This window comes from Blautia sp. 210820-DFI.6.14 (assembly GCF_020558815.1).
Taxonomy (GTDB): domain Bacteria; phylum Bacillota; class Clostridia; order Lachnospirales; family Lachnospiraceae; genus Blautia_A; species Blautia_A obeum.
Map to the genome: position 1 here is coordinate 28,547 of NZ_JAJCKS010000019.1, position 22,010 is coordinate 50,556.

General features: G+C 39.9%; 18 protein-coding genes and 1 other annotated feature. All 18 genes read left to right on the forward strand.

What is annotated here, in order from left to right; genetic code table 11:
* Window positions 1–18 precede the first annotated feature (18 nt).
* The 18 genes from LI112_RS12870 (at window position 19) to LI112_RS12955 (ending at window position 22,003) form a co-directional block, all read left to right on the forward strand.
* Window positions 19–1,011 carry a glycosyltransferase gene (locus tag LI112_RS12870; protein ID WP_173898077.1) on the forward strand — a complete coding sequence of 331 codons (993 nt, stop codon included), beginning with the start codon at window positions 19–21 and terminating at the stop codon, window positions 1,009–1,011.
* A 16-nt stretch (window positions 1,012–1,027) separates the two neighbouring features.
* Window positions 1,028–2,521 carry a polysaccharide biosynthesis C-terminal domain-containing protein gene (locus tag LI112_RS12875; protein WP_173898075.1) on the forward strand — a complete coding sequence of 498 codons (1,494 nt, stop codon included), beginning with the start codon at window positions 1,028–1,030 and terminating at the stop codon, window positions 2,519–2,521.
* Window positions 2,522–2,554: 33 nt separating this feature from the next.
* The gene (locus LI112_RS12880) at window positions 2,555–3,358 is read left to right on the forward strand and encodes a phosphorylcholine transferase LicD (protein ID WP_173898073.1); all 804 of its coding nucleotides are present in this window, start codon (window positions 2,555–2,557) and stop codon (window positions 3,356–3,358) included.
* A gap of 2 nt (window positions 3,359–3,360) precedes the next feature.
* Window positions 3,361–4,077 (forward strand): 2-C-methyl-D-erythritol 4-phosphate cytidylyltransferase, encoded by a 717-nt coding sequence (locus LI112_RS12885; protein WP_118045997.1) that lies wholly within the window; start codon window positions 3,361–3,363, stop codon window positions 4,075–4,077.
* Window positions 4,077–5,081, forward strand: coding sequence for an NAD(P)-dependent oxidoreductase (locus LI112_RS12890; protein WP_173898071.1), 1,005 nt, complete (start codon window positions 4,077–4,079; stop codon window positions 5,079–5,081). The genes LI112_RS12885 and LI112_RS12890 overlap by 1 nt, the downstream gene beginning before the upstream one ends.
* A gap of 31 nt (window positions 5,082–5,112) precedes the next feature.
* The gene (gene wecB / locus LI112_RS12895) at window positions 5,113–6,288 is read left to right on the forward strand and encodes a non-hydrolyzing UDP-N-acetylglucosamine 2-epimerase (RefSeq protein WP_273701127.1); all 1,176 of its coding nucleotides are present in this window, start codon (window positions 5,113–5,115) and stop codon (window positions 6,286–6,288) included.
* 21 nt (window positions 6,289–6,309) lie between these two features.
* A complete protein-coding gene (locus LI112_RS12900; RefSeq protein ID WP_173898069.1) occupies window positions 6,310–7,548 on the forward strand; it encodes a nucleotide sugar dehydrogenase in 1,239 nt (412 codons plus the stop codon).
* Window positions 7,549–7,609: 61 nt separating this feature from the next.
* Window positions 7,610–9,478 (forward strand): glutamine--fructose-6-phosphate transaminase (isomerizing), encoded by a 1,869-nt coding sequence (gene glmS / locus LI112_RS12905; RefSeq protein WP_173908264.1) that lies wholly within the window; start codon window positions 7,610–7,612, stop codon window positions 9,476–9,478.
* Window positions 9,479–9,642: 164 nt separating this feature from the next.
* On the forward strand, window positions 9,643–11,232 hold the full coding sequence (locus LI112_RS12910; RefSeq protein WP_117592736.1) for an AAA family ATPase: 1,590 nt from the start codon (window positions 9,643–9,645) through the stop codon (window positions 11,230–11,232).
* A 177-nt stretch (window positions 11,233–11,409) separates the two neighbouring features.
* Window positions 11,410–13,107 carry an AAA family ATPase gene (locus LI112_RS12915; RefSeq protein ID WP_117627883.1) on the forward strand — a complete coding sequence of 566 codons (1,698 nt, stop codon included), beginning with the start codon at window positions 11,410–11,412 and terminating at the stop codon, window positions 13,105–13,107.
* Window positions 13,108–13,145: 38 nt separating this feature from the next.
* Window positions 13,146–13,667, forward strand: a complete 522-nt coding sequence (locus LI112_RS12920; protein WP_117627884.1) for an HD domain-containing protein — start codon at window positions 13,146–13,148, stop codon at window positions 13,665–13,667.
* A gap of 194 nt (window positions 13,668–13,861) precedes the next feature.
* Window positions 13,862–14,926, forward strand: a complete 1,065-nt coding sequence (locus LI112_RS12925) for an L-threonylcarbamoyladenylate synthase (RefSeq protein ID WP_173898065.1) — start codon at window positions 13,862–13,864, stop codon at window positions 14,924–14,926.
* Window positions 14,923–15,384, forward strand: coding sequence for a ribose 5-phosphate isomerase B (rpiB, locus tag LI112_RS12930; protein WP_005428664.1), 462 nt, complete (start codon window positions 14,923–14,925; stop codon window positions 15,382–15,384). Before LI112_RS12925 ends, rpiB begins: the two co-directional genes overlap by 4 nt.
* A 20-nt stretch (window positions 15,385–15,404) precedes the next feature.
* Window positions 15,405–15,899 carry a dCMP deaminase family protein gene (locus tag LI112_RS12935; protein ID WP_022388580.1) on the forward strand — a complete coding sequence of 165 codons (495 nt, stop codon included), beginning with the start codon at window positions 15,405–15,407 and terminating at the stop codon, window positions 15,897–15,899.
* A gap of 116 nt (window positions 15,900–16,015) precedes the next feature.
* Window positions 16,016–16,225 (forward strand) — a binding site (T-box leader).
* A 101-nt stretch (window positions 16,226–16,326) separates the two neighbouring features.
* Complete coding sequence (gene proS / locus LI112_RS12940) at window positions 16,327–17,760, forward strand: proline--tRNA ligase (protein ID WP_005428668.1); 1,434 nt, start codon at window positions 16,327–16,329, stop codon at window positions 17,758–17,760.
* Between the two features lies 1 nt (window position 17,761).
* Complete coding sequence (locus tag LI112_RS12945) at window positions 17,762–19,093, forward strand: CCA tRNA nucleotidyltransferase (RefSeq protein ID WP_118197940.1); 1,332 nt, start codon at window positions 17,762–17,764, stop codon at window positions 19,091–19,093.
* A gap of 128 nt (window positions 19,094–19,221) precedes the next feature.
* A complete protein-coding gene (locus LI112_RS12950) occupies window positions 19,222–20,193 on the forward strand; it encodes a CotS family spore coat protein (protein WP_022388582.1) in 972 nt (323 codons plus the stop codon).
* 76 nt (window positions 20,194–20,269) lie between these two features.
* Window positions 20,270–22,003 (forward strand): phospho-sugar mutase, encoded by a 1,734-nt coding sequence (locus LI112_RS12955; protein ID WP_227190844.1) that lies wholly within the window; start codon window positions 20,270–20,272, stop codon window positions 22,001–22,003.
* Window positions 22,004–22,010 lie beyond the last annotated feature (7 nt).

Here is a 22,010-nt window from a genome sequence, read left to right on the forward strand (position 1 = left end):
AAGAGGAGATTAGTGTAAATGAATAGGGTATCTATAGTCGTTCCTGTTTATAATTCATCACGTTTTTTAGATGAATGCATATATAGTATTAGAACACAAACTTATAAGAATATTGAAATTATAGTAATTGATGATGGATCAACTGACGAAAGCGTAGAAATTATTCGAAAACATGCATTAGAAGATGAAAGAATCAAATGCTATTCTCAAAAGAATAGAGGCGTGGCGGTAGCAAGAAATAAAGGAATTCAGTTATCTACATCTGAACTGTTAATGTTCGTTGATTCAGATGACACGTTATTTCCTAACAGTGTAGAGATATTGGCACAGCATTCAGATTGCGATTTTGTAATGGGGGGTTATGAAATCCTGAATATGGAAAATGGAGAAATACAAGTAAATAGTTGTCCTAAATTTTTGGGAAAAGCGGATGAATTTTTTATGAATATTTCCATGTACTTAACACCTCCGTTTTTATTAAGTCCATGTTTTAAATTGTTTAAGAAAAGTATTATTAAATCATATAATATTTTGTTTCCGGAGAGAATGAATTATGGAGAAGACGCAGAGTTTGTATTATCATACTGTGAGCATATTAAGACAGTTTGCTGTGAAAATAGAAGTTGTTATTCATACAGAAAATACGGAACGGATTCTCTGAGTTCAAAATTTAGAGTAGATAAGCTTGCGATTAATAATCGCATTAATGATCATATTATTTCAGATATTTTGTTATATGGGAACAATAATATTAATGAGATTGAATGCAGGTATGTACAGAACTATGTGGAATATGCGAAGGAGTTATTTGCGTTTGATATGAAATATAAAGAAAAAAGAAGGATTTTTTTCAGAGTAGGATTGCAAGAAAATATGTTGGAAAAGGCAAAACAGTTCGGGAGATTGAGTGTGGCACAGAAATTGATAATAGGATCGCTTAGAACAAGATTGTTCTTCCCAGTATACTTGATTTTTTTATTAAAAGGAAAAAATGAAAAAGTGAAAGTTTGATTAGGGGAGATAGTAAATGGAGAAACGAAGGATAATAGTTAATATTATTTGCTCTTTATTGTTGCAAGTGGTAACGATTGTTTCAGGATTTATACTTCCTAAAATAATTATTTCAAGTTTGGGATCAGAAACAAATGGTTTAGTTGCATCAATAAACCAATTTTTAAATTATGTTGTTTTGTTGGAAGGTGGGGTAAGTGGCGTAATTACTGCATCATTATATCAACCATTAAGTACGAATGACAAAAAAAAGGTAAGTAGTATAATACGAACAACTAAGAGATTTTTTAATCAAATAGGAATTGTTTTTGTAGTATACATGTGTGTTGTAGCTTTTTGTTATCCACTTTTCGCTAAGACAAGTCAATCTTATTGGTATGTTGTAGCTTTGACGTTTGTACTAGGTAGTAACTTGCTGGTTCAATATTTTATTTCTTTATCTTATCGGTTGTTATTAAAGGCTGACAGAAAAGTTTATGTTGAATCAATAGTACAATTAATAGTAGTTGTTCTGAATTTAGTGTTAGTCTTAATAACAATAAATATTTACAGAGACATCCTAGTTGTTAAACTTATAAGTGCTATTGTATTTTTGATTCAACCGATTGCATTTGCTACGTATGTGAATAAAAATTATCATCTTGACAGACATGCCCCCATTGATAATACATCAATAAAACAGAGATGGGATGGATTTGGTCAAAATCTTGCATTTTTTATTCATTCAAACACAGATATAGTTGTGTTGACTATTTTTAAAAATTTAACAAGTGTTTCGGTCTACTCGATTTATAATATGATTGTAATGGCATTAAAAAATCTTGTGATATCAATTTCTTCAGCAATTTCGCCGTCAATCGGTAATGTCTTGGCAAAGGGCGAAAAAGATAAAATTAATGAAGCATTTGAACTTTATGAATTTGGTTTATATTATGTGGCGACTATTATGTTTTCATGCTGTTTAGTATTAATATTACCATTTGTGAAGGTTTATACGACAAATATTACAGATGCGAATTATCTACAGCCAGTTTTTGCGGTGTTGCTTGTACTTGCTGAATTTGTATATTGTATTAGAGATCCTTATGTTGCCGTTGCATATGCATCTGGAAAATTTCGAGAGACATCTAAATATGCCATTATAGAGGCTTTGATAAACATTGTAATTTCTGTGATTTTAGTTCAGAGTTTGGGCTTGGCTGGTATTGCCATAGGAACTTTAATTGCTATGGTATATAGGATGATTGCTCATGTAATCTATTTACAAAAAAATATTTTATTTAGAAGTTTAAAGCATTTTGTGAAAAAAATGCTGGTGTTTACATTTTCTGGGAGTTGTGTTGTTTTGCTCGCAAGATTTTTGAAAGTTGACAGATGTATAAATATGGGACAATGGTTAGTTAATGCTGTAATAGTGGGAATTGGAAGTGTCCTAGTAATTACTTTGATTAGTAGTATATTTTTTAAAAGCACTGTTAAGAAATTAGTTATTTCAAAAATAAAAAAATAATGGGCTATGCGAATGTGGTTAAGGAGCTGTTAAATGAGAAAGATAGATATAAATGAATTAAAAAGGATAGAAATAAATATTCTTGATTATGTTGCAGATTTTTGTAATAAAAATGGCATTACATATTATTTAGATGGAGGTACTTTGTTGGGTGCAATTCGCCACAAAGGATTTATACCATGGGATGATGATATAGATATTGCAATGCCGAGAAAAGATTATGATAGATTTGTGCATATGTGTTTAGATGATAGCCGATATAAGATATTATCATATGAAACGGATGAAAAATATATTTATTCATTTGCAAAAGTAGTTGATTCTTACACAAAATTGAAAGAGTGGGGGACTGCAGAGTATGAACAATTGGGAGTGTATATTGATGTATTCCCAATAGATGCATTACCAGACAATGAGAGAAAGCGACGTTTATTGCAAAAAAAAGTTTGGCATTTAAGAAAGATGCAGGCATATTCGATAATTGAAAAGAGAGGGTATGAAAAATTATATTTTAAATTAATAAAAAAAATCGCTAAAATAGTGGGCAGTAGAAGATGGTTATATTTAATAAATAAGAATTTACATAAATATGATATGGATAAAGAATCATATTGTGCTGATATAGCGAGTGCGTTAAAGAGGAATATTTGTTGTAATAAAAATGTGTTTGATACTGGAAGATGTACAGAATTTGAAGGAAAAATGTATAATATTCCTAATAATGCAGAAGAATATTTAAGTGAGTTATATGGTGATTACATGACTTTACCGCCGGAAAATGAGCGGGTATCACACCATAAGTTTGAAGCATACTATATTTATGAGGAGGAGCAATGAAGATGGCTAATATAGCATTAATTATTGCGGGTGGTGTTGGCGCAAGAATGGGACAAGATATTCCAAAACAGTTTATCAATGTTAATGATAGGCCAGTTATCATATATACATTAGAAGCATTTCAAAAACACCCTGAAATAGATGCAATTGAAGTTGTGTGCTTGGATGGCTGGCATGATGTTTTGAAAGCATATGCAAAACAGTTTGGAATTGCTAAACTTGAAAATATTGTATCTGGTGGTTTAAATGGACAAGATTCAATTAGAAATGGTTTATTAGATATTTATAAAAGATACAATTCCGATGATGATGTGGTATTGATTCATGATGCAATTAGACCGATGTTGCTACCTGAAATTATTACAGATAATATTAAAATTTGCCGAGAATATGGCAATGCAATTACTGTTGTACCTTGTACAGCAGCTATGCTTAAAACATATAATTCTATTTCAACAGAAGAACAAGTTGCTAGAGATAATTTAAAAATTACGCAAACCCCTCAATCTTTTTTCATAAAAGACATTGTAGCTGCACACCGAGAAGCTCTTGAAAAAGGCATTACTAATTCAGTTGCTTCATGCACAATGTATATTGAATTAGGAAGAAAACTATATATGTCAAAGGGGTCAGAGAAAAACTTAAAATTGACAACAACAGAAGATATTGAGATTTTCAAAGCATTATTACAAGCTAAGAAAGATGAGTGGATGCATTAATGAGCTATCAAGAAAGTATACATGATTTAGTGAAAGAGTTACCTATTAATAATTGCAGTTTTTTAATAACTGGTGCAACTGGTCTAATAGGTTCTTGTATTATTGATACTCTTTTATACGCTAATGTTAAAGGAGCTAACTTTAAAATTTATGCAATGAGTCGTTCAAGAAAGAAAGTTATGGAGAAGTTCGGAGATAAAGTTACACCTGTTATTCAGGATGTAGCGCAGCCTTTGGATATATTAAGTAAATACGATTATATCATTCACTGCGCTAGTAATGCAGATCCAAAATCTTATGCAATTCAACCAGTAGAAACTATTTTAACTAATATTCTTGGTAATAAAAATGTTCTGGATTATTGTAAAGAATATAAGAAATGTAGAATGTTATTAACATCTACTTTTGAAGTGTATGGAGAAATAAGTAATACTTCAGTGTATAAGGAAAATATGTCTGGTATAATTGATCAGACAGTTTTGAGAAATGCATATCCAGAAAGTAAGCGAAGTTGTGAGCTATTATTAAGAAGTTACGTAGATGAATATAATATAAATGCGGTTATTTGCAGACTACCTAGTGTTTACGGTCCTACTATGTTGAAATCTGATTCAAAAGCTCATGGACAATTTATTAAGAATGTTTTGAATAAAGAAAATATTGTTTTAAAAAGTAGGGGTGAACAGAGGCGAACGTATAGCTATGTTGTAGATGTTGTAAGCGGTATCTTTAAAGTGCTTTTTAATGGTTTGAATGGAGAAATTTATAACGTTGCTAACGAAAACTCTATTGCATCTATTGCAGAAGTAGCTTCAATTTGTGCTGAAATTGCGGGAACGAAGGTTGTTTTCGACTTGCCTGATAAAATTGAAAAAAAGGGATTCTCTCAATCAAAAGATTGTATCTTAGATAATTCTAAATTAAAATCTTTAGGTTGGAACGGAAAGTATACCTTGAAACAAGGGTTGGTTGAAACGATTGAAAGTTTGAGGGAAGATAAATAATAGAAATATTATAGTAGGAAATATGGATAAAATGCTTATTACAAACAGAAAAAATGATGAATATTTGAAAGGAACATGTATGAAAAAGAAAATAATGTTGGTCTTTGGCACACGACCAGAAGCTATTAAAATGTGTCCGTTGGTAAATGAATTAAAGACCAGAAAGTCTTTGAAAACTATTGTATGTGTCACTGGACAGCATAGACAAATGCTTGATCAAGTGTTGAATACGTTTAACGTTGTTCCAGATTATGATCTTTCTATTATGAAAGAAGGACAATCATTGTTTGATATAACTACGAGAATTTTAGAAAACATTAGGGCTGTTCTAGAGGAAGTAAAACCAGATGTTGTGCTTGTGCATGGAGATACAGCGACAACATTTGTAACTGCATTGGCTTGTTTTTATCTTCAAATTCCGGTGGGGCATGTAGAAGCTGGTCTTCGTACATATAATATATATTCTCCATATCCAGAAGAATTTAATCGACAGGCTGTAGGCATTGTTTCTCAGTACAATTTTGCTCCAACACAGATGGCGGCAGATAATCTAATCAAAGAGGGGAAAGATCCATCCAAGATTTTTATTACAGGTAATACTGTAATTGATGCTATGCAGCATACTGTAAAAGAGGATTATACTCATCCAGAGCTCGAGTGGGTTGGCGATGGAAAGCTTATATTTATTACTGCGCATAGAAGGGAGAATCTAGGAGAGCCGATGCACAACATGTTCAGAGCTATACGTCGTGTTCTTGATGAGCATCCAGAGTGTAAGGCAATTTATCCAATACATATGAACCCAGCAGTAAGAAAGGCCGCTGACGAAGAATTGGGTGGATGTGATCAGATTCATATTATTGAACCAATTGAAGTATTTGACTGTCATAATTTTGAAGCAAGATGTCATTTGTGCTTAACTGATTCAGGCGGAATTCAAGAAGAGGTACCATCTTATGGTAGACCGGTTCTCGTGATGAGGGATACTACAGAAAGACCGGAAGGAGTAAAAGCAGGAACGTTAAGACTTGTCGGTACTGATGAAGAAGCAATCTATAATAATTTTAAAGAACTGCTTGAAAATTCAGATGCATATAATGCGATGGCTAAAGCCTGCAACCCATATGGTGATGGTCATGCGTGCGAGAGAATTGCTGATATTCTTGAAGGAAAAGAATATCATGAGTGGAATGTCAAAAATTATTAGAATGTAGAGGTGTATTGGAAGATGAAAATAGCAGTAGCAGGAACAGGGTATGTGGGATTATCTATTGCTACACTTTTATCTCAAAATCATGAGGTAACGGCAGTTGATATTGTTCCGGAAAAGGTAGAGAAGATCAATAAAAGGATTAGCCCGATTCAGGATGAGTATATTGAAAAATATTTAAAGGAAAAAGAGTTAAATCTGACGGCTACATTAGATGCCGAATCTGCATATAAAGATGCGGATTTTGTAGTTATTGCTGCACCTACGAATTATGACAGTAAGAAAAATTTCTTTGATACATCAGCAGTAGAAGCTGTGATAAAGTTGGTTATTGAATATAACCCAGATGCAATTATGGTAATAAAATCTACAATTCCGGTAGGGTATACCGCAAGTATTAGAGAAAAATTTCACTGTGATAATATTATTTTCAGTCCAGAATTTTTACGAGAGTCAAAAGCATTATATGATAATCTGTACCCATCCAGAATTGTTGTGGGAACAGATGTTGAAAATGCTAGACTTGTAAAAGCAGCGAACACGTTTGCTGTATTGTTACAGGAGGGTGCAATTAAAGAAAATATTGATACTTTGATAATGGGATTTACAGAAGCAGAAGCAGTGAAATTATTTGCGAACACATATCTGGCCCTTAGAGTTTCATATTTTAATGAGCTTGATACTTATGCAGAAATGAAAGGACTGAACACACAGCAGATTATTAATGGGGTGTGCCTTGATCCTAGAATCGGTTCTCATTATAACAATCCGTCATTTGGATATGGTGGTTATTGTTTACCAAAAGATACCAAGCAGCTTTTGGCTAATTATGAAGATGTACCACAGAATATGATGTCTGCAATCGTTGAGTCTAATAGAACAAGGAAAGATTTCATAGCAGATCGTGTATTACAGAAAGCTGGATATTATGCCTATGGAGATGAGAATACATATGATGCTTCTATGGAAAAAGAGGTTGTAATTGGGGTATATCGTCTTACTATGAAGTCAAATTCAGATAATTTCCGCCAATCTTCTATACAGGGAGTTATGAAGAGAATTAAGGCTAAAGGTGCATCGGTTATTATTTATGAGCCAACATTGGAAGATGGAAGCACTTTCTTTGGAAGCAAGGTTGTGAATGATCTGGATAAATTTAAAGAACAGAGCCAGGCAATTATCGCAAATAGATATGATAGTTGTTTGGATGATGTACAGGATAAAGTATATACAAGGGATATTTTTAAAAGAGATTAAAAATGTAATAAGGGGAGAATATTAATAAAGATATTCTCAAATAAAGGAGAATACAGTTTTTATGTGTGGAATAGTTGGTTTTACTGGAACACAGCAGGCAGCACCTATTTTATTAAGCGGTCTGTCTAAATTAGAGTACCGAGGGTACGATTCAGCGGGAATTGCTGTTCGTGATGGTGATAAGCTGGCGGAGGTTGTAAAGGCAAAGGGACGTCTTGGAAATCTGGCTGAAAAAACGGATGAAGGTAGAGCTTTGCGCGGTACCTGTGGAATTGGGCATACACGCTGGGCAACGCATGGCGAGCCGAGTCAGATCAATGCACATCCGCATGTTTCTGGTAATTGTACGCGTTCTGGTTCCGGCGAAGTGGAATCCGAAGTAGTCGGAGTACATAATGGAATCATTGAGAATTATGCGGAGTTGAAAGATAAGCTGTTAAAGCATGGCTATACTTTTTATAGTGAGACAGATACGGAAGTTGTGATTAAGCTGGTGGATTATTATTACAGAAAGTATAATCTTGGTCCGGTGGATGCAATCGCAAAGACAATGGTGCGTGTCCGTGGTTCTTATGCGCTGGAGCTGATGTTCAGGGATTATCCGGGTGAGATCTGGGTGGCTCGAAAAGACAGCCCAATGATCATTGGTATTGCAGACGGGGAGACTTATGTGGCTTCGGATGTGCCGGCAATCCTCAAATACACCAGACAGGTTTATTATATTGGAAATCTGGAGTTTGCCAGACTGACACCGGGCGAGGCGCATTTCTACAATCTTAATGGTGAAGAAATCGAGAAACAGACAACTCAGATCAAATGGGGTGCGGAAGCGGCTGAGAAGGCAGGCTTTGAGCATTTTATGATGAAAGAGATCCATGAGCAGCCTAAGGCTATTCAGGATACTCTGAATTCTGTTATTAAAGATGGAGCCATTGATTTTTCTGGGCTGGAATTAACGAAGGAAGAAATCCTGAGTTTTGAGCAGATCTATATTGTGGCCTGCGGATCAGCATGGCATGTAGGTATGGCTGCACAATATGTTCTGGAGGATATGGCACGAATTCCAGTGAGAGTGGAGCTGGCTTCGGAATTCCGTTACAGACCGATGGCATTGAATAAGAACGCGCTTGTTATTGTGATCAGCCAGTCCGGCGAGACGGCAGATACGCTGGCAGCGCTTCGTCTTGCGAAGGAAAAGGGTCTGACAACCCTTGCAATCGTCAATGTGGTCGGAAGTAGTATTGCACGTGAAGCAGACAAGGTGTTCTACACGCTTGCAGGTCCGGAGATTTCTGTTGCAACAACAAAAGCCTACAGTGCACAGCTTGCTGCAATGTATTGTATTGCGGTGGAGTTTGCTTTGGTAAGAGGCAAGATCACAGAAGAGCAGTATGCATATTATATTTCAGAACTGCTCACGATCGCTCCGAAGATCAATAAGATACTGGAAGACAAAGAGAGACTGCAGTGGTTTGCGGCTAAATATGCCGGTGCGCATGATGTGTTCTTTGTCGGAAGGGGAATTGATTATGCGGTTTCCCTGGAGGGCAGTCTTAAATTAAAGGAAATCTCCTATATCCATTCAGAGGCATATGCTGCGGGAGAACTGAAGCATGGAACAATCAGTCTGATCGAGCCGGGAACATTGGTGATCGGTGTGCTGACACAGAGTAAGCTGTATGAGAAGACCATGAGCAATATGGTTGAGTGCCGAAGCCGTGGCGCATATCTGCTGGGCCTGACAACTTATGGAAAATATGAGATTGAAGAGACCGTGGATTTTGCCGTGTATGTGCCGCGAATCGACGAGTACTTTGCAGGAAGTCTGGCAGTGGTGCCACTGCAGCTGCTCGGATATTACGTGAGCGTGGCAAAAGGACTGGATGTAGATAAGCCGCGAAATCTCGCCAAGAGCGTGACGGTGGAATAAACAAACAAAAAATGCCTCAAGTTCACATATTAGTGTTTCATCTGGGAGAAAAAATAGTTATTCTGCGCTGGGGTATCAACTTGCTATTTGGGATGTTAGATGTTAAAATCAAAGCACAACAGGCATGACTCATCATGCCGCCAAAGAAAGGAGCGTGCTGCATAATGGGAATGTTTGTTAATCCAGACAATTCTGCGTTCCAGGTTGCTTTGAATTCCGAAATATATATAGATAAAAGTGGTCTCATTAATTATACAAATAAGGTGTTAAATACGCTGCAAGGCTATATTTGCAATAGTCGTCCAAGAAGATTTGGGAAGTCTGTTACAGCCAATATGCTGACAGCTTATTACAGCAGAGGTTGCGATTCAGAAGGATTGTTTGCTGATCTTGAAATTAGCAAGAGCGCAGATTTCAAGAAGTATCTAAACCAGTTTGATGTAATTCATCTTGATATTCAATGGTGCATGGAACCAGCGGGGGGAGCAGATCAGGTAGTTCCGTATATTTCTGAGAAAACGATCGCAGAGCTTAAGGAGTACTATCCAGATGCTCTTTCAGAGGATGCTAAATCCCTGCCAGAAGCTTTATCACAGATCAACGCTTTGACAGGGAAAAAGTTTATTGTCATTATTGATGAATGGGATGTTCTTATTCGTGATAAAGCCACTAATACAAAGGCGCAGGAAGACTATATCAACTTCCTTAGAGGAATGTTCAAAGGAACAGAACCAACAAAGTATATCCAGCTTGCATATCTGACTGGCATCCTTCCAATCAAAAAGGAAAAAACGCAGTCTGCACTGAATAATTTTGACGAATTTACAATGCTGAGTGCAAGCAGACTTGCTCCATATATTGGCTTTACTGAAAATGAGGTACAGAAACTGGCGAAGGAGTATCAGCAAGATTTTGATGAGGTGAAGCGGTGGTATGACGGCTATCTCCTGAATGAATATCAAGTTTATAATCCCAGAGCAGTTGTCAGTGTGATGCTCCGAGGAGAATTCAAAAGTTATTGGTCAGAAACTGCTTCTTATGATGCAATCGTGCCACTGATTAATATGGATTTTGATGGACTTAAAACAGCCATCATCGAGATGCTGTCGGGTGCAGAAGTCAAGGTGAACACAGCGACATTCAAGAATGATACACTTAATATAAAAAGCAGGGACGATGTGTTGACTTATATGATTCATCTGGGTTATTTTGGGTACAATCAAAAATTGAAGACTGCTTTTGTTCCCAATGAAGAGATTCGCCAGGAACTCACTGCTGCAGTTGAAAGTAGAGGATGGAATGAGATGCTGGCCTTCCAGCAAGATTCAGAACATCTGCTTGATGCAACACTGGACATGGATGGAATGGCAGTCGCTGCACAAATTGGAAAAATCCATAATGAGTATGTGTCGGTAATCCAGTATCATAATGAAAATTCGCTGAGCAGTGTATTGACGCTTGCATACTTGAGTGCAATGCAGTATTATTTTAAGCCGATTCGGGAATTGCCAACAGGTCGAGGATTTGCTGATTTTGTATTCATACCTAAGCCAGAATATAGCGCATCTTATCCGGCAATGGTTGTTGAATTGAAGTGGAATAAGGATTCTGCAACCGCTTTGCAGCAAATAAAAGATAAGCAGTATCCTGAGTCAATCCTGAATTATACGGGTGACATTTTGCTTGTGGGTATCAACTATGATAAGGGTACCAAAGAACACCAATGTATGATTGAGAAATACGAGAAGGACTGACTTTTATTATTAATTGTGAATATTCACATGGATGTAGATAAGCCACGAAATCTCGCCAAGAGCGTGACGGTGGAATAAACAATTGCTTTACGGAAAAATGGTTTCATGATATCATTAATTTTACATATTAGTGGTTTCATGGAACCTTTTTCTATTAGGCTTTGGGGAGGTGCTAGCATGACAGATCGTAAGAAGCTGCCAATCGGAATAGACATTTTTGAAAAACTGGATCGATCGGAATTCTACTATATTGATAAGACCGGGATGATTGAAGAACTGCTACAGAATCGAAGTGAAGTAAATCTGTTTACTCGCCCAAGGCGTTTCGGCAAATCCCTGAATATGAGCATGTTGAAGACCTTTTTTGAAATAGGAAGTAATCCTGCCCTGTTTGATGGTCTGAAGATTTCTGAGAACAAAGAAATCTGTACAAAGTATATGGGGCAGTTTCCGGTGATTTCTATCAGTCTGAAAAGTGTGGAGGGATTATCCTTTCAGGCGGCCTGTGGTGCACTGAAGACAGTTATAGGAACAGAGGCGTTGAGGTTTTCGTTTTTGGAAGAAAGCTCTGCTTTATCTGATGCGGATAAGAAACTCTACAGACAGCTTATCGAAATTGGAACATCGGAAAATGGTCTGTTTGTTATGACTACGGAAGCGCTTGTTTCGAGCCTTAAGATTTTATCATCATTGTTGGGCAGGCATTATGGCAGGCAGGTTATTCTTTTGATCGATGAATATGATGTGCCTTTGGACAAAGCTTTTCAGTATGGATATTATGATGAGATGGTGTCTTTGATCAGAAGTATCTTCGGCAATGCATTGAAGACAAATCCGGATCTTTATTTCGCTGTTTTGACAGGGTGCCTGAGAATTTCTAAAGAAAGTATTTTTACAGGCTTAAATAATTTGAAGGTTCTGACCCTCACAGATGTCAGGTTCGATGAATATTTTGGCTTCACAGATGCAGAAGTAAGAGACATGCTTGCGTATTATGATCTGTCTGGACGATATGAAGAAGTTAAAGAGTGGTATGATGGCTACCGGTTTGGAAATGTAGAAGTATATTGTCCGTGGGATGTGATCAATTACTGTGATCTGTTAAAAGCAGATTCCGAGGCGCATCCACAGGATTACTGGTCAAATACGAGCGGAAATGCCATGGTGCGCAGGTTTATTGACAAAGCGGATACGCGAACAAGAAATGAGATCGAGAAGCTGATTTCCGGTGAAGAAATCGTGAAAGAAATTCGACAGGAACTGACATACAGTGAGCTGGACAGCAGTATTGAGAATCTATGGAGTGTGCTTTTTACGACTGGTTATCTGACGCAGAGAGGACAGGTTGGCACAGATACATTTAAACTGGCTATTCCGAATCTGGAAATCCGCAGGCTGTTTATCAAACAGATTCGGGAGTGGTTTAGAGAAACTTCCCAAAGTGACGGAGAGACTCTGAATGAGTTTTGTAATGCTTTTCCAAGGCAGAATCCTAAGAAGATTGAAGAACTGTTTGGTGATTATCTCTGGAATACGATCAGTATCCGAGATACAGCTCCCGCAAAAAAAGAGAATTTTTATCATGGAATTCTTCTGGGGCTTCTTGGTTATAAGTCTAATTGGCTGATCAAATCCAATGCGGAGTCCGGAATTGGATACAGTGACATTCTGGTGGAGGTGCCGGATAACCGTACCGGAATAGTGATTGAGCTGAAATATGCCGAGAACGGAAATATGGATACCGCCTGCGAGGAAGCACTGAAGCAGATCGAGGACAGGGATTACACTGCCAGACTCCGGGACGATGGCATGCGTAATATTATTAAATATGGAATTGCCTGTTACAAAAAGAATTGCAAGGTGGTATTGGGATAATCATTTGAAGACATCACAGTCGGACAGGAGGAATTTTCATGAGTAGATTAAACAATCTTTGCAGCATGATGATTGAGTTTTACAGAGATGACCCGGCGAGAATCCAGCACTTTATAAAGGTGCACAGCTTTGCTAAGCTGATCGGGGAAGAAGAGCATCTGGATGAGAAGCTGCTCTATATTCTGGAAGCGGCAGCTTATGTACATGATATTGGAATCCGCCCGGCGGAGGCTAAATTTGGCAGATGTGACGGCAAACTGCAGGAGCAGGAAGGTCCGGCAGAGGCAGAGAAAATGCTGAAGAACCTTGGGTTTGATCAGGATGTGATCGACAGGGTATCCTATCTTGTTGGACACCATCATACATACACGGGTATTGAAGGAATGGATTATCAGATTCTTGTGGAGGCTGATTTTCTGGTGAATTATTTTGAAGATCACCTGGAGACGGAATCGATTAAAAAGAGTGTGAAGAAAATCTTTAAGACGGAGACCGGAATCCGGATTGCAACGGAAATGTTCTTCCCGGAAGAATTCCAGATATCAGATACCTGGGCATAGGATGGTCTCCAGGAACTGGATGATTTTATCGAATCCCAGGGAATTTATATTCGTCAGTGAACAGTGACATTGTAGTTGGAACTCTCCGGTATCCGGGGAGTTTTCCTATTGTATAATTCAGGGAATTATTCTATAATATATTAGCATTAGTGGGAGATTGTACTCAATAGAATTCAAGGAGAGGACTTATTATTATGAGAGCTGAAGTTGTGGCTATGACGGGTGAGAACCTGGATATGGATGCCATAAAAAAGGCAGGAGATATTTTGAAGGCGGGTGGACTGGTCGCGTTTCCTACCGAGACTGTATATGGACTTGGCGGAAATGCACTGGATCCGCAGGCTTCCATGAAAATATACGCAGCGAAAGGAAGACCGTCAGATAATCCGCTGATCGTACACATCGCAGAGCTGGAGCAGTTAGAGAAGATTACGACAGAGATACCTGAGGGAGCAAAGATCCTTGCTGAGAAATACTGGCCGGGGCCGCTTACCATGATCCTCCCGAAAGCGGATATCGTGCCGCGAGAGACTACCGGTGGTCTGGACAGTGTTGCGGTTCGTTTTCCGAGTGACAGGATCGCACAGGAACTGATAAAGGCCGGTGGTGGTTTTGTGGCAGCACCGAGTGCCAATACGTCAGGCAGACCAAGTCCGACGATGGCAGAACATGTGGAAGAAGATCTTGGCGATGCCATTGATATGATCATTGATGGTGGACAGGTGGGAATCGGGTTGGAATCCACAATCGTTGACTTCACGGAGGAGATTCCGGTTGTTCTGCGTCCGGGCTATATTTCACTGGAAATGCTTCAGGAGACACTCGGAGATGTACGGATGGATAAGGGACTTCTGATCACAGACAGCAGTGTACATCCGAAAGCACCGGGAATGAAATATCGTCATTATGCGCCTAAAGCAGATCTTTCTATTATAGAAGGAAATGAAGAGGACGTTGTTGCATGCATCAATCACCTGACGGACGAAGCAGTTGCAAAAGGCCTTAAGGTCGGTGTCATTGCAACAGATGAAACGAAGGCGCGTTATGCGCATGCGGATGTTCTTAGCATCGGCAGCAGAGAAGAAGAGGAAACGATCGCTCATCATCTGTACGAGGTTTTACGAGACTTCGATGATGACAGAGTGGATGTTATTTATTCAGAAGCGTTTTACACGCCAAAGATGGGGCAGGCTATTATGAACCGTCTTCTAAAGGCGGCAGGACATAAAATCATAAATGCACAGGAGGAAAAGAAATGATAGCATTAGGATGTGACCATGGCGGTTATGAACTGAAACAGGAGATTATTAAATATTTAGAGGAGAATAATATCGAATATAAAGATTTCGGATGTGACAGTACAGATTCTACGGATTATCCGATCTATGCCAAAAGAGTAGCCATTGCGATTCAGAATGGTGACTGTGAAAAAGGCATTCTGATTTGTGGAACAGGCATCGGTATTTCTATCACAGCAAATAAATTCAAAGGTATTCGTGCAGCTCTTTGTTCCGACTGCTTCAGTGCAGAGGCAACAAGACTTCATAACAATGCCAATATTCTTGCAATGGGCGGCAGAGTAGTCGGACCTGGACTGGCAGTCAAGATCGTGGATACATTCCTGAATACACCGTTCTCAGAGGAAGAACGTCATATCCGCAGAATCAAACAGATCGAAGAGGATACAGATATCACAGACGCTTATCCGGAAATCTAAAAACAGGGGAGGTTCTTACGGTGGCTGTACATATCAAAAAACGTGAGGATTATATTTCCTGGGACGAGTATTTTATGGGAGTGGCAATGCTCTCCGGAATGCGTTCCAAGGATCCGAATTCACAGGTGGGTGCCTGTATTGTCAGCAATGATAACAAGATTCTTTCCATGGGTTATAATGGATTTCCAAAGGGCTGCTCAGATGATGAATTTCCGTGGGCACGTGAAGGAGATCCGCTTGACACCAAGTATCTGTATGTGACTCACAGTGAGCTGAATGCAATCCTGAATTACCGGGGTGGAAGTCTGGAAGGTGCAAAGCTCTATGTTTCGCTTTTTCCGTGCAATGAATGTGCCAAGGCAATCATTCAGGCGGGGATCAAAACGGTTGTATATGACTGTGACAAATACGAACACACACCGTCTGTCATTGCATCCAAAAGGATGCTGGATGCAGCGGGGGTAAGATATTACAAATATAATCGGACAGGAAGGGAAATCAAACTTTCTGTGTAAAAATGGTGAAAAAATGATTCCAGGGCGTTTACTTTGGGGTTGACACTCGGATTATTTTTATTTAAAATAAGATAAGTTCGGATGAATTAAGAGTTATCCGGCTTATTTTAATAAGTTTATGAGCGATGAAGAGAATAGTACATGAGGAGCAATCTCAGAGAGGGATCCATATGGTGTGAGGATTCTGTGCGTGAATCATGGAACCGGCCTCTGAGCTCCATGTGATTGAAGCATGGCGTGTTTCCTGCGTTAAAGGATCTAGAGAGAGCAGTTCCTTTGGGAATTGTTAATTAGGGTGGTACCGCCGAAGTCCTTCGGTCCCTTTACCGGGATCTGAAGGGCTTTTTTTGATGCTTTTTATCCCGGCATGTATCTGGTCGGAGGTTTTTAATTCCGGCATCATCATATCAAAAAGGAGAAAAGAACGATGGCAAAGAAATTAGTTGAAGCGATCACTTCCATGGAAGACGATTTTGCACAGTGGTATACAGACGTTGTCAAAAAAGCGGAACTGTGCGGCTACACAAGTGTAAAAGGATGCATGGCAATCAAACCGGCAGGTTATGCGATTTGGGAAAATATCCAGCATGAACTGGACCGCAGATTCAAAGAAACAGGTGTGCAGAATGTGTACATGCCGATGTTTATTCCGGAATCTCTTCTGCAGAAAGAAAAAGATCACGTAGAAGGATTTGCACCGGAAGTAGCGTGGGTAACACATGGTGGACTGAATGAACTGCAGGAGCGTCTCTGCGTTCGTCCGACTTCTGAGACTCTGTTCTGCGATTTTTATCAGAAAGACATCCAGTCCCACAGAGATCTGCCGAAGGTCTATAATCAGTGGTGTTCTGTAGTACGTTGGGAAAAGACAACCCGTCCGTTCCTTCGTTCCAGAGAATTCCTGTGGCAGGAGGGACATACTGCTCACGCAACGGCAGAAGAAGCAGAAGAAAGAACGATCCAGATGCTGAATCTGTATGCTGATTTCTGCGAAGAAGTTCTGGCAATTCCGGTAATCAAAGGTCAGAAAACAGACAAAGAAAAATTTGCAGGTGCAGTAGCAACTTACACAATTGAATCTCTGATGCACGATGGAAAAGCACTTCAGTCCGGTACCAGCCATAACTTTGGTGACGGATTTGCAAAAGCATTCGGCATCCAGTACACAGACAAAGATAACACACTGAAATATGTGCATCAGACATCATGGGGTATGACAACACGTATGATCGGTGCGATCATCATGGTTCATGGTGATAACAGCGGACTTGTTCTGCCTCCGAGAATTGCTCCGACACAGGCTGTTATCATTCCGATTCAGCAGCGTAAAGAGGGTGTTCTGGAAAAGGCAGATGAACTGTTTGCAGCACTCAAGGCAGCTGGTATCCGTGTTAAAGTTGATGACACAGACAGAAGCCCGGGATTCAAATTTGCTGAGCAGGAAATGAGAGGAATTCCGGTTCGTATCGAATGTGGCCCGAAAGATATCGAGAACGGACAGGCTGTTATCTGTCGTCGTGATACAAGAGAAAAATATGTGGTTTCTTTCGAAGAGCTTGCAGCCAAAGTACAGGAAGTTCTGGATACCATGCAGAAAGATATGCTGGAGCGCGCACGTGCACATCGTGATGCACACACATATGTTGCAACGAATTATGAAGAATTCAAAGATACCATCAACAACAAACCTGGCTTTGTAAAAGCTATGTGGTGCGGAAACCGTGAATGCGAAGACAAGATCAAAGAAGATGTTCAGGCAACATCCAGATGTATGCCGTTTGAACAGGAACACTTGAGCGATGTCTGCGTATGCTGCGGAAAACCGGCTAAGAAGATGGTTTACTGGGGAAGAGCATACTAATATGAAATTAACGATTCCTTCCAATGCGGAAAAAATACTGCACATTTTAGAGGAAAACGGTTATGAGGCTTATGTTGTCGGTGGATGTGTCAGAGATTCTATTCTGGGACGCAACCCCAACGACTGGGATATCACCACATCTGCTTCTCCGCAGCAGGTGAAGGAACTGTTCCAGCGCACGGTGGATACCGGATTGCAGCATGGAACAGTGACCGTATTAATGGATAAAGAAGGCTATGAAGTAACGACGTATCGTGTGGATGGAGATTACGAAGATGGACGCCATCCAAAGCAGGTCATGTTTACTTCGAGTCTGGAAGAAGATCTGAAACGAAGAGATTTTACGATCAATGCAATGGCATATCATCCGGAAAGAGGTCTTGTAGATCTTTTTCATGGAATGGAAGATATGGAGCATAAAATCGTACGCTGTGTCGGTGATCCGATGGAGCGTTTTCATGAAGATGCACTTCGGATCCTGCGTGCAGTGCGCTTTTCCGCACAGTTGGGATTTACAATTGAAGAAAAAACGAAGGCTGGTATTCAGGCACTGGCACCGAATCTGAAATGTGTCAGTGCAGAGCGAATCCAGACAGAGCTGGTGAAGCTCCTGGTGTCACCACATCCGGATTATCTCCGAGTGGCTTATGAAACCGGAATTACCAGAGAATTTCTACCGGAGTTTGATGCATGTATGGAGACTGAACAGAATACGCCGCATCATTGTTATACAGTAGGAGAACATATTCTTCACGGTCTGCTTCTGGTGCGGCCGGACAAAGTCCTTCGGCTGACGATGCTACTTCATGATATTGCGAAGCCAGTGATGCGAAAGACCGATGAAAATGGGCGTGATCATTTCAAGATGCATGCACCGGAAGGTGAAAAAATGGCCAAAAGCATTCTTCGCCGGCTGAAATTTGACAACGATACGATCAGTAAAGTCTCCAGACTGATCAAATATCATGACGACCGCCCGATGCCGGAAATGCGTTCGGTAAGACGTGCGGTGAACCGGATCGGAGAAGATCTGTTTCCGATGTATCTCGAAGTACAGGAGGCGGATATGCTTGCCCAGAGTGAGTATCGCCGAGAGGAAAAATCTGCCCGACTGAAAGGGGTGGCAGAGTGTTATCATAATGTGGTAGAGGAGAAACAATGCGTTTCGTTAAAGACACTTGCCGTGACAGGAAGAGATTTGATCCAGGCCGGATATAAGCCAGGACCGGAACTCGGAGAGGTGTTGAAGGAGATGCTGGAACATGTGCTCGAAGAACCTTCCGATAATACAAAAGAGAAGTTAATGGAATTTATAAATAAAGAAAAATATTAAAAATTTAGACAGTACATTTGTATGTCGAAATTCCTGCAAGGAAAGAGAATATTAATTAATGGATCATACATTTTCTGGATTCCCCCTACATAAGATAGAAGGTACAAAATCAAGAGGGGGATTTTTATTTGTATGATTATGGACTCAGCACACTGGAGCAGTATGGCCTCACCGCCGAATCTACAGCCCGGACACGTGGCGGACTTCTGTGCCATACAGAAAAAGGACTTGTCATCGTAAAAGAATTCAAAGGAACAGAAAAAAAACTACAGAAACAACAGGAATTGCTTCTGCAGATCCAGAGTCAGGGCGGCAAGGTGGACTGCTATATTCCAAATCAGGAAGAAAATCTGGTCAGCCGCGACCGTGACGGCATTCCATATACAATGCAGTACTGGTATGAGGGCAGAGAATGCGATACACGTTCCAAAGAAGACATTTTCAAAAGTATTCGAACCATGGCAGAACTGCATCAGCGCATGCATATACCGACTGTAGAATATTATATAGAACCGTCATTGGAAAATGGATATCTGCGGCATAATCAGGAATTAAAAAAAATCCGCAGTTTTATCAGAAAACGGGGAGCATCCAGTCCTTTTGAAAAAATATATCTGGCAACAGTAGAAGATTTCCTGAGAGACGGAGAAGAGGCGTATGCGGCATTAAGAGAGTCCGGTTATCAGGAGCTGCGCCAGAAAGCAGAAACGGAGGGTGAAGTCTGCCACGGAGAATATAACCAGCATAATGTTTTGATCTTAAAAAGTGGAACTGCAGTTACAAACTTTGAACATTGGGGATTTGATACGCAAATGGCTGATCTGTATCGCTTTATGAGAAAAATTCTCGAGAAATATAACTGGGATGTCCGCTTTGGAAAAGAAATGCTGAAAGCATATCATGAGATAAAACCCGTGAGCAGAGAAGAATGGATAAATCTTAAGATTCGATTCAGTTATCCTGAAAAATACTGGAAACTTGCAAATTATTATTATACGCATCGCAAAACCTGGATTTCTGTGAAAAATACAGAAAAACTACAAAATCTGATACGACAGCGGGAGGCGTGGAAACGATATTGTGCTTCCTTTTTCTTCTGAAGAGGTGTATAATATAGAACTATCAAAGACAGTAGTGAAACTGTCGGAAATACATTGTACAGGGAGGTATTTTAGTATGGATTACAAAGAGGTTTATGAGCAGTGGATTGCAAACCCATACTTCGACGAAGCAACAAAAGAGGAATTGAAAAGTATTGCAGGGGATGAAAATGAGATAAAAGAACGTTTTTATATGGATCTGGAGTTTGGTACAGCTGGTCTTCGTGGAATCATTGGAGCCGGAACCAATCGTATGAACATCTATGTTGTTAGAAGAGCAACACAGGGGCTTGCAAATTATATCGCAAAAGTAGACAAGAAATCCCAGGGTGTTGCAATCGCATATGATTCCCGCCATATGTCACCGGAATTTGCACAGGAAGCAGCTCTTTGTCTTGCAGCAAACGGAATTAAAGCGTATATCTTTGAGACATTAAGACCTACACCGGAGCTTTCTTTCGCGGTACGTCATCTGGGATGTGTTGCCGGTATCAATGTAACTGCAAGCCATAACCCACCGGAATACAATGGATACAAAGTATACTGGGAGGACGGTGCACAGATCACACCGCCACATGACAGCGGAATCATGGGAGAAGTTAAGGCAATTTCCGATTGGAATACTGTTAAGACTATGGACAAGGCTGAAGCCGAAAAAGCAGGCCTTTTCGAGGTGATCGGCAAAGAAGTGGACGATGCATACATGGCAGAACTGAAGAAACAGGTTATTCATATGGATGCTATTCAGGCAGAAGGAAAGAATCTGAAGATCGTGTACACACCACTTCATGGAACTGGTAACATTCCTGCAAGAAGAATCCTCAAAGAACTTGGATTTGAGAACGTTTATGTTGTCAAAGAACAGGAACTTCCGGATGGAGATTTCCCAACAGTAAGTTATCCGAATCCGGAAGCAGCAGAAGCTTTTGAACTTGGTCTGAAACTTGCAAAAGAAGTAGACGCAGATCTTGTTCTTGCGACAGATCCGGATGCAGACCGTCTTGGCGTTCGTGTCAAAGACAAAAACGGAGAATATCATGACCTGACAGGAAACATGTCCGGATGCCTTCTTGCAAACTATGAGATCAGCCAGCGCAAAGCCGTAAACGGAAGCCTTCCGGAGGACGGTGCACTGATCAAGACAATTGTTACAACCAATCTTGCAGATGCAATCGCCAAGGGTTATGGTGTAAAATTGATCGAGGTCCTTACAGGATTTAAGTTTATCGGACAGCAGATCCTTGGATTTGAAAAGAGCGGAAAAGGATCTTATCTCTTTGGATTTGAAGAGAGCTATGGCTGCCTGATCGGTACATATGCACGAGATAAGGATGCAATCGTTGCAACAATGGCACTTTGCGAAGCGGCAGCATATTATAAGACGCAGGGTAAGACTCTGTGGGATGCAATGATCGAGATGTATGAACAGTTTGGATATTACAAAGACGATATCAAAGCTGTAACTATGAAAGGTATTGAAGGCCTGCAGAAGATTCAGGATATCATGAATTCACTTCGCCAGAATCCGCCGGCAGAATTTGCAGGACACAAAGTGGTTGCTGTAAGAGATTACAAAGCAGACACGATCAAAAATCTGGAAACAGGCGAAGTTACACCGACAGGACTTCCGAATTCCAATGTCCTTTATTATGAACTGACAAATGATGCCTGGGTATGTGTTCGTCCGTCTGGTACAGAACCAAAAGTTAAGTTCTACTACGGAGTAAAAGGTACATCTCTGGCAGATGCGGATGAAAAATCAGCAGTCATGGGCAAAGCTGTTCTGGATATGGTTGACTCCATGATGTAAACTTGCA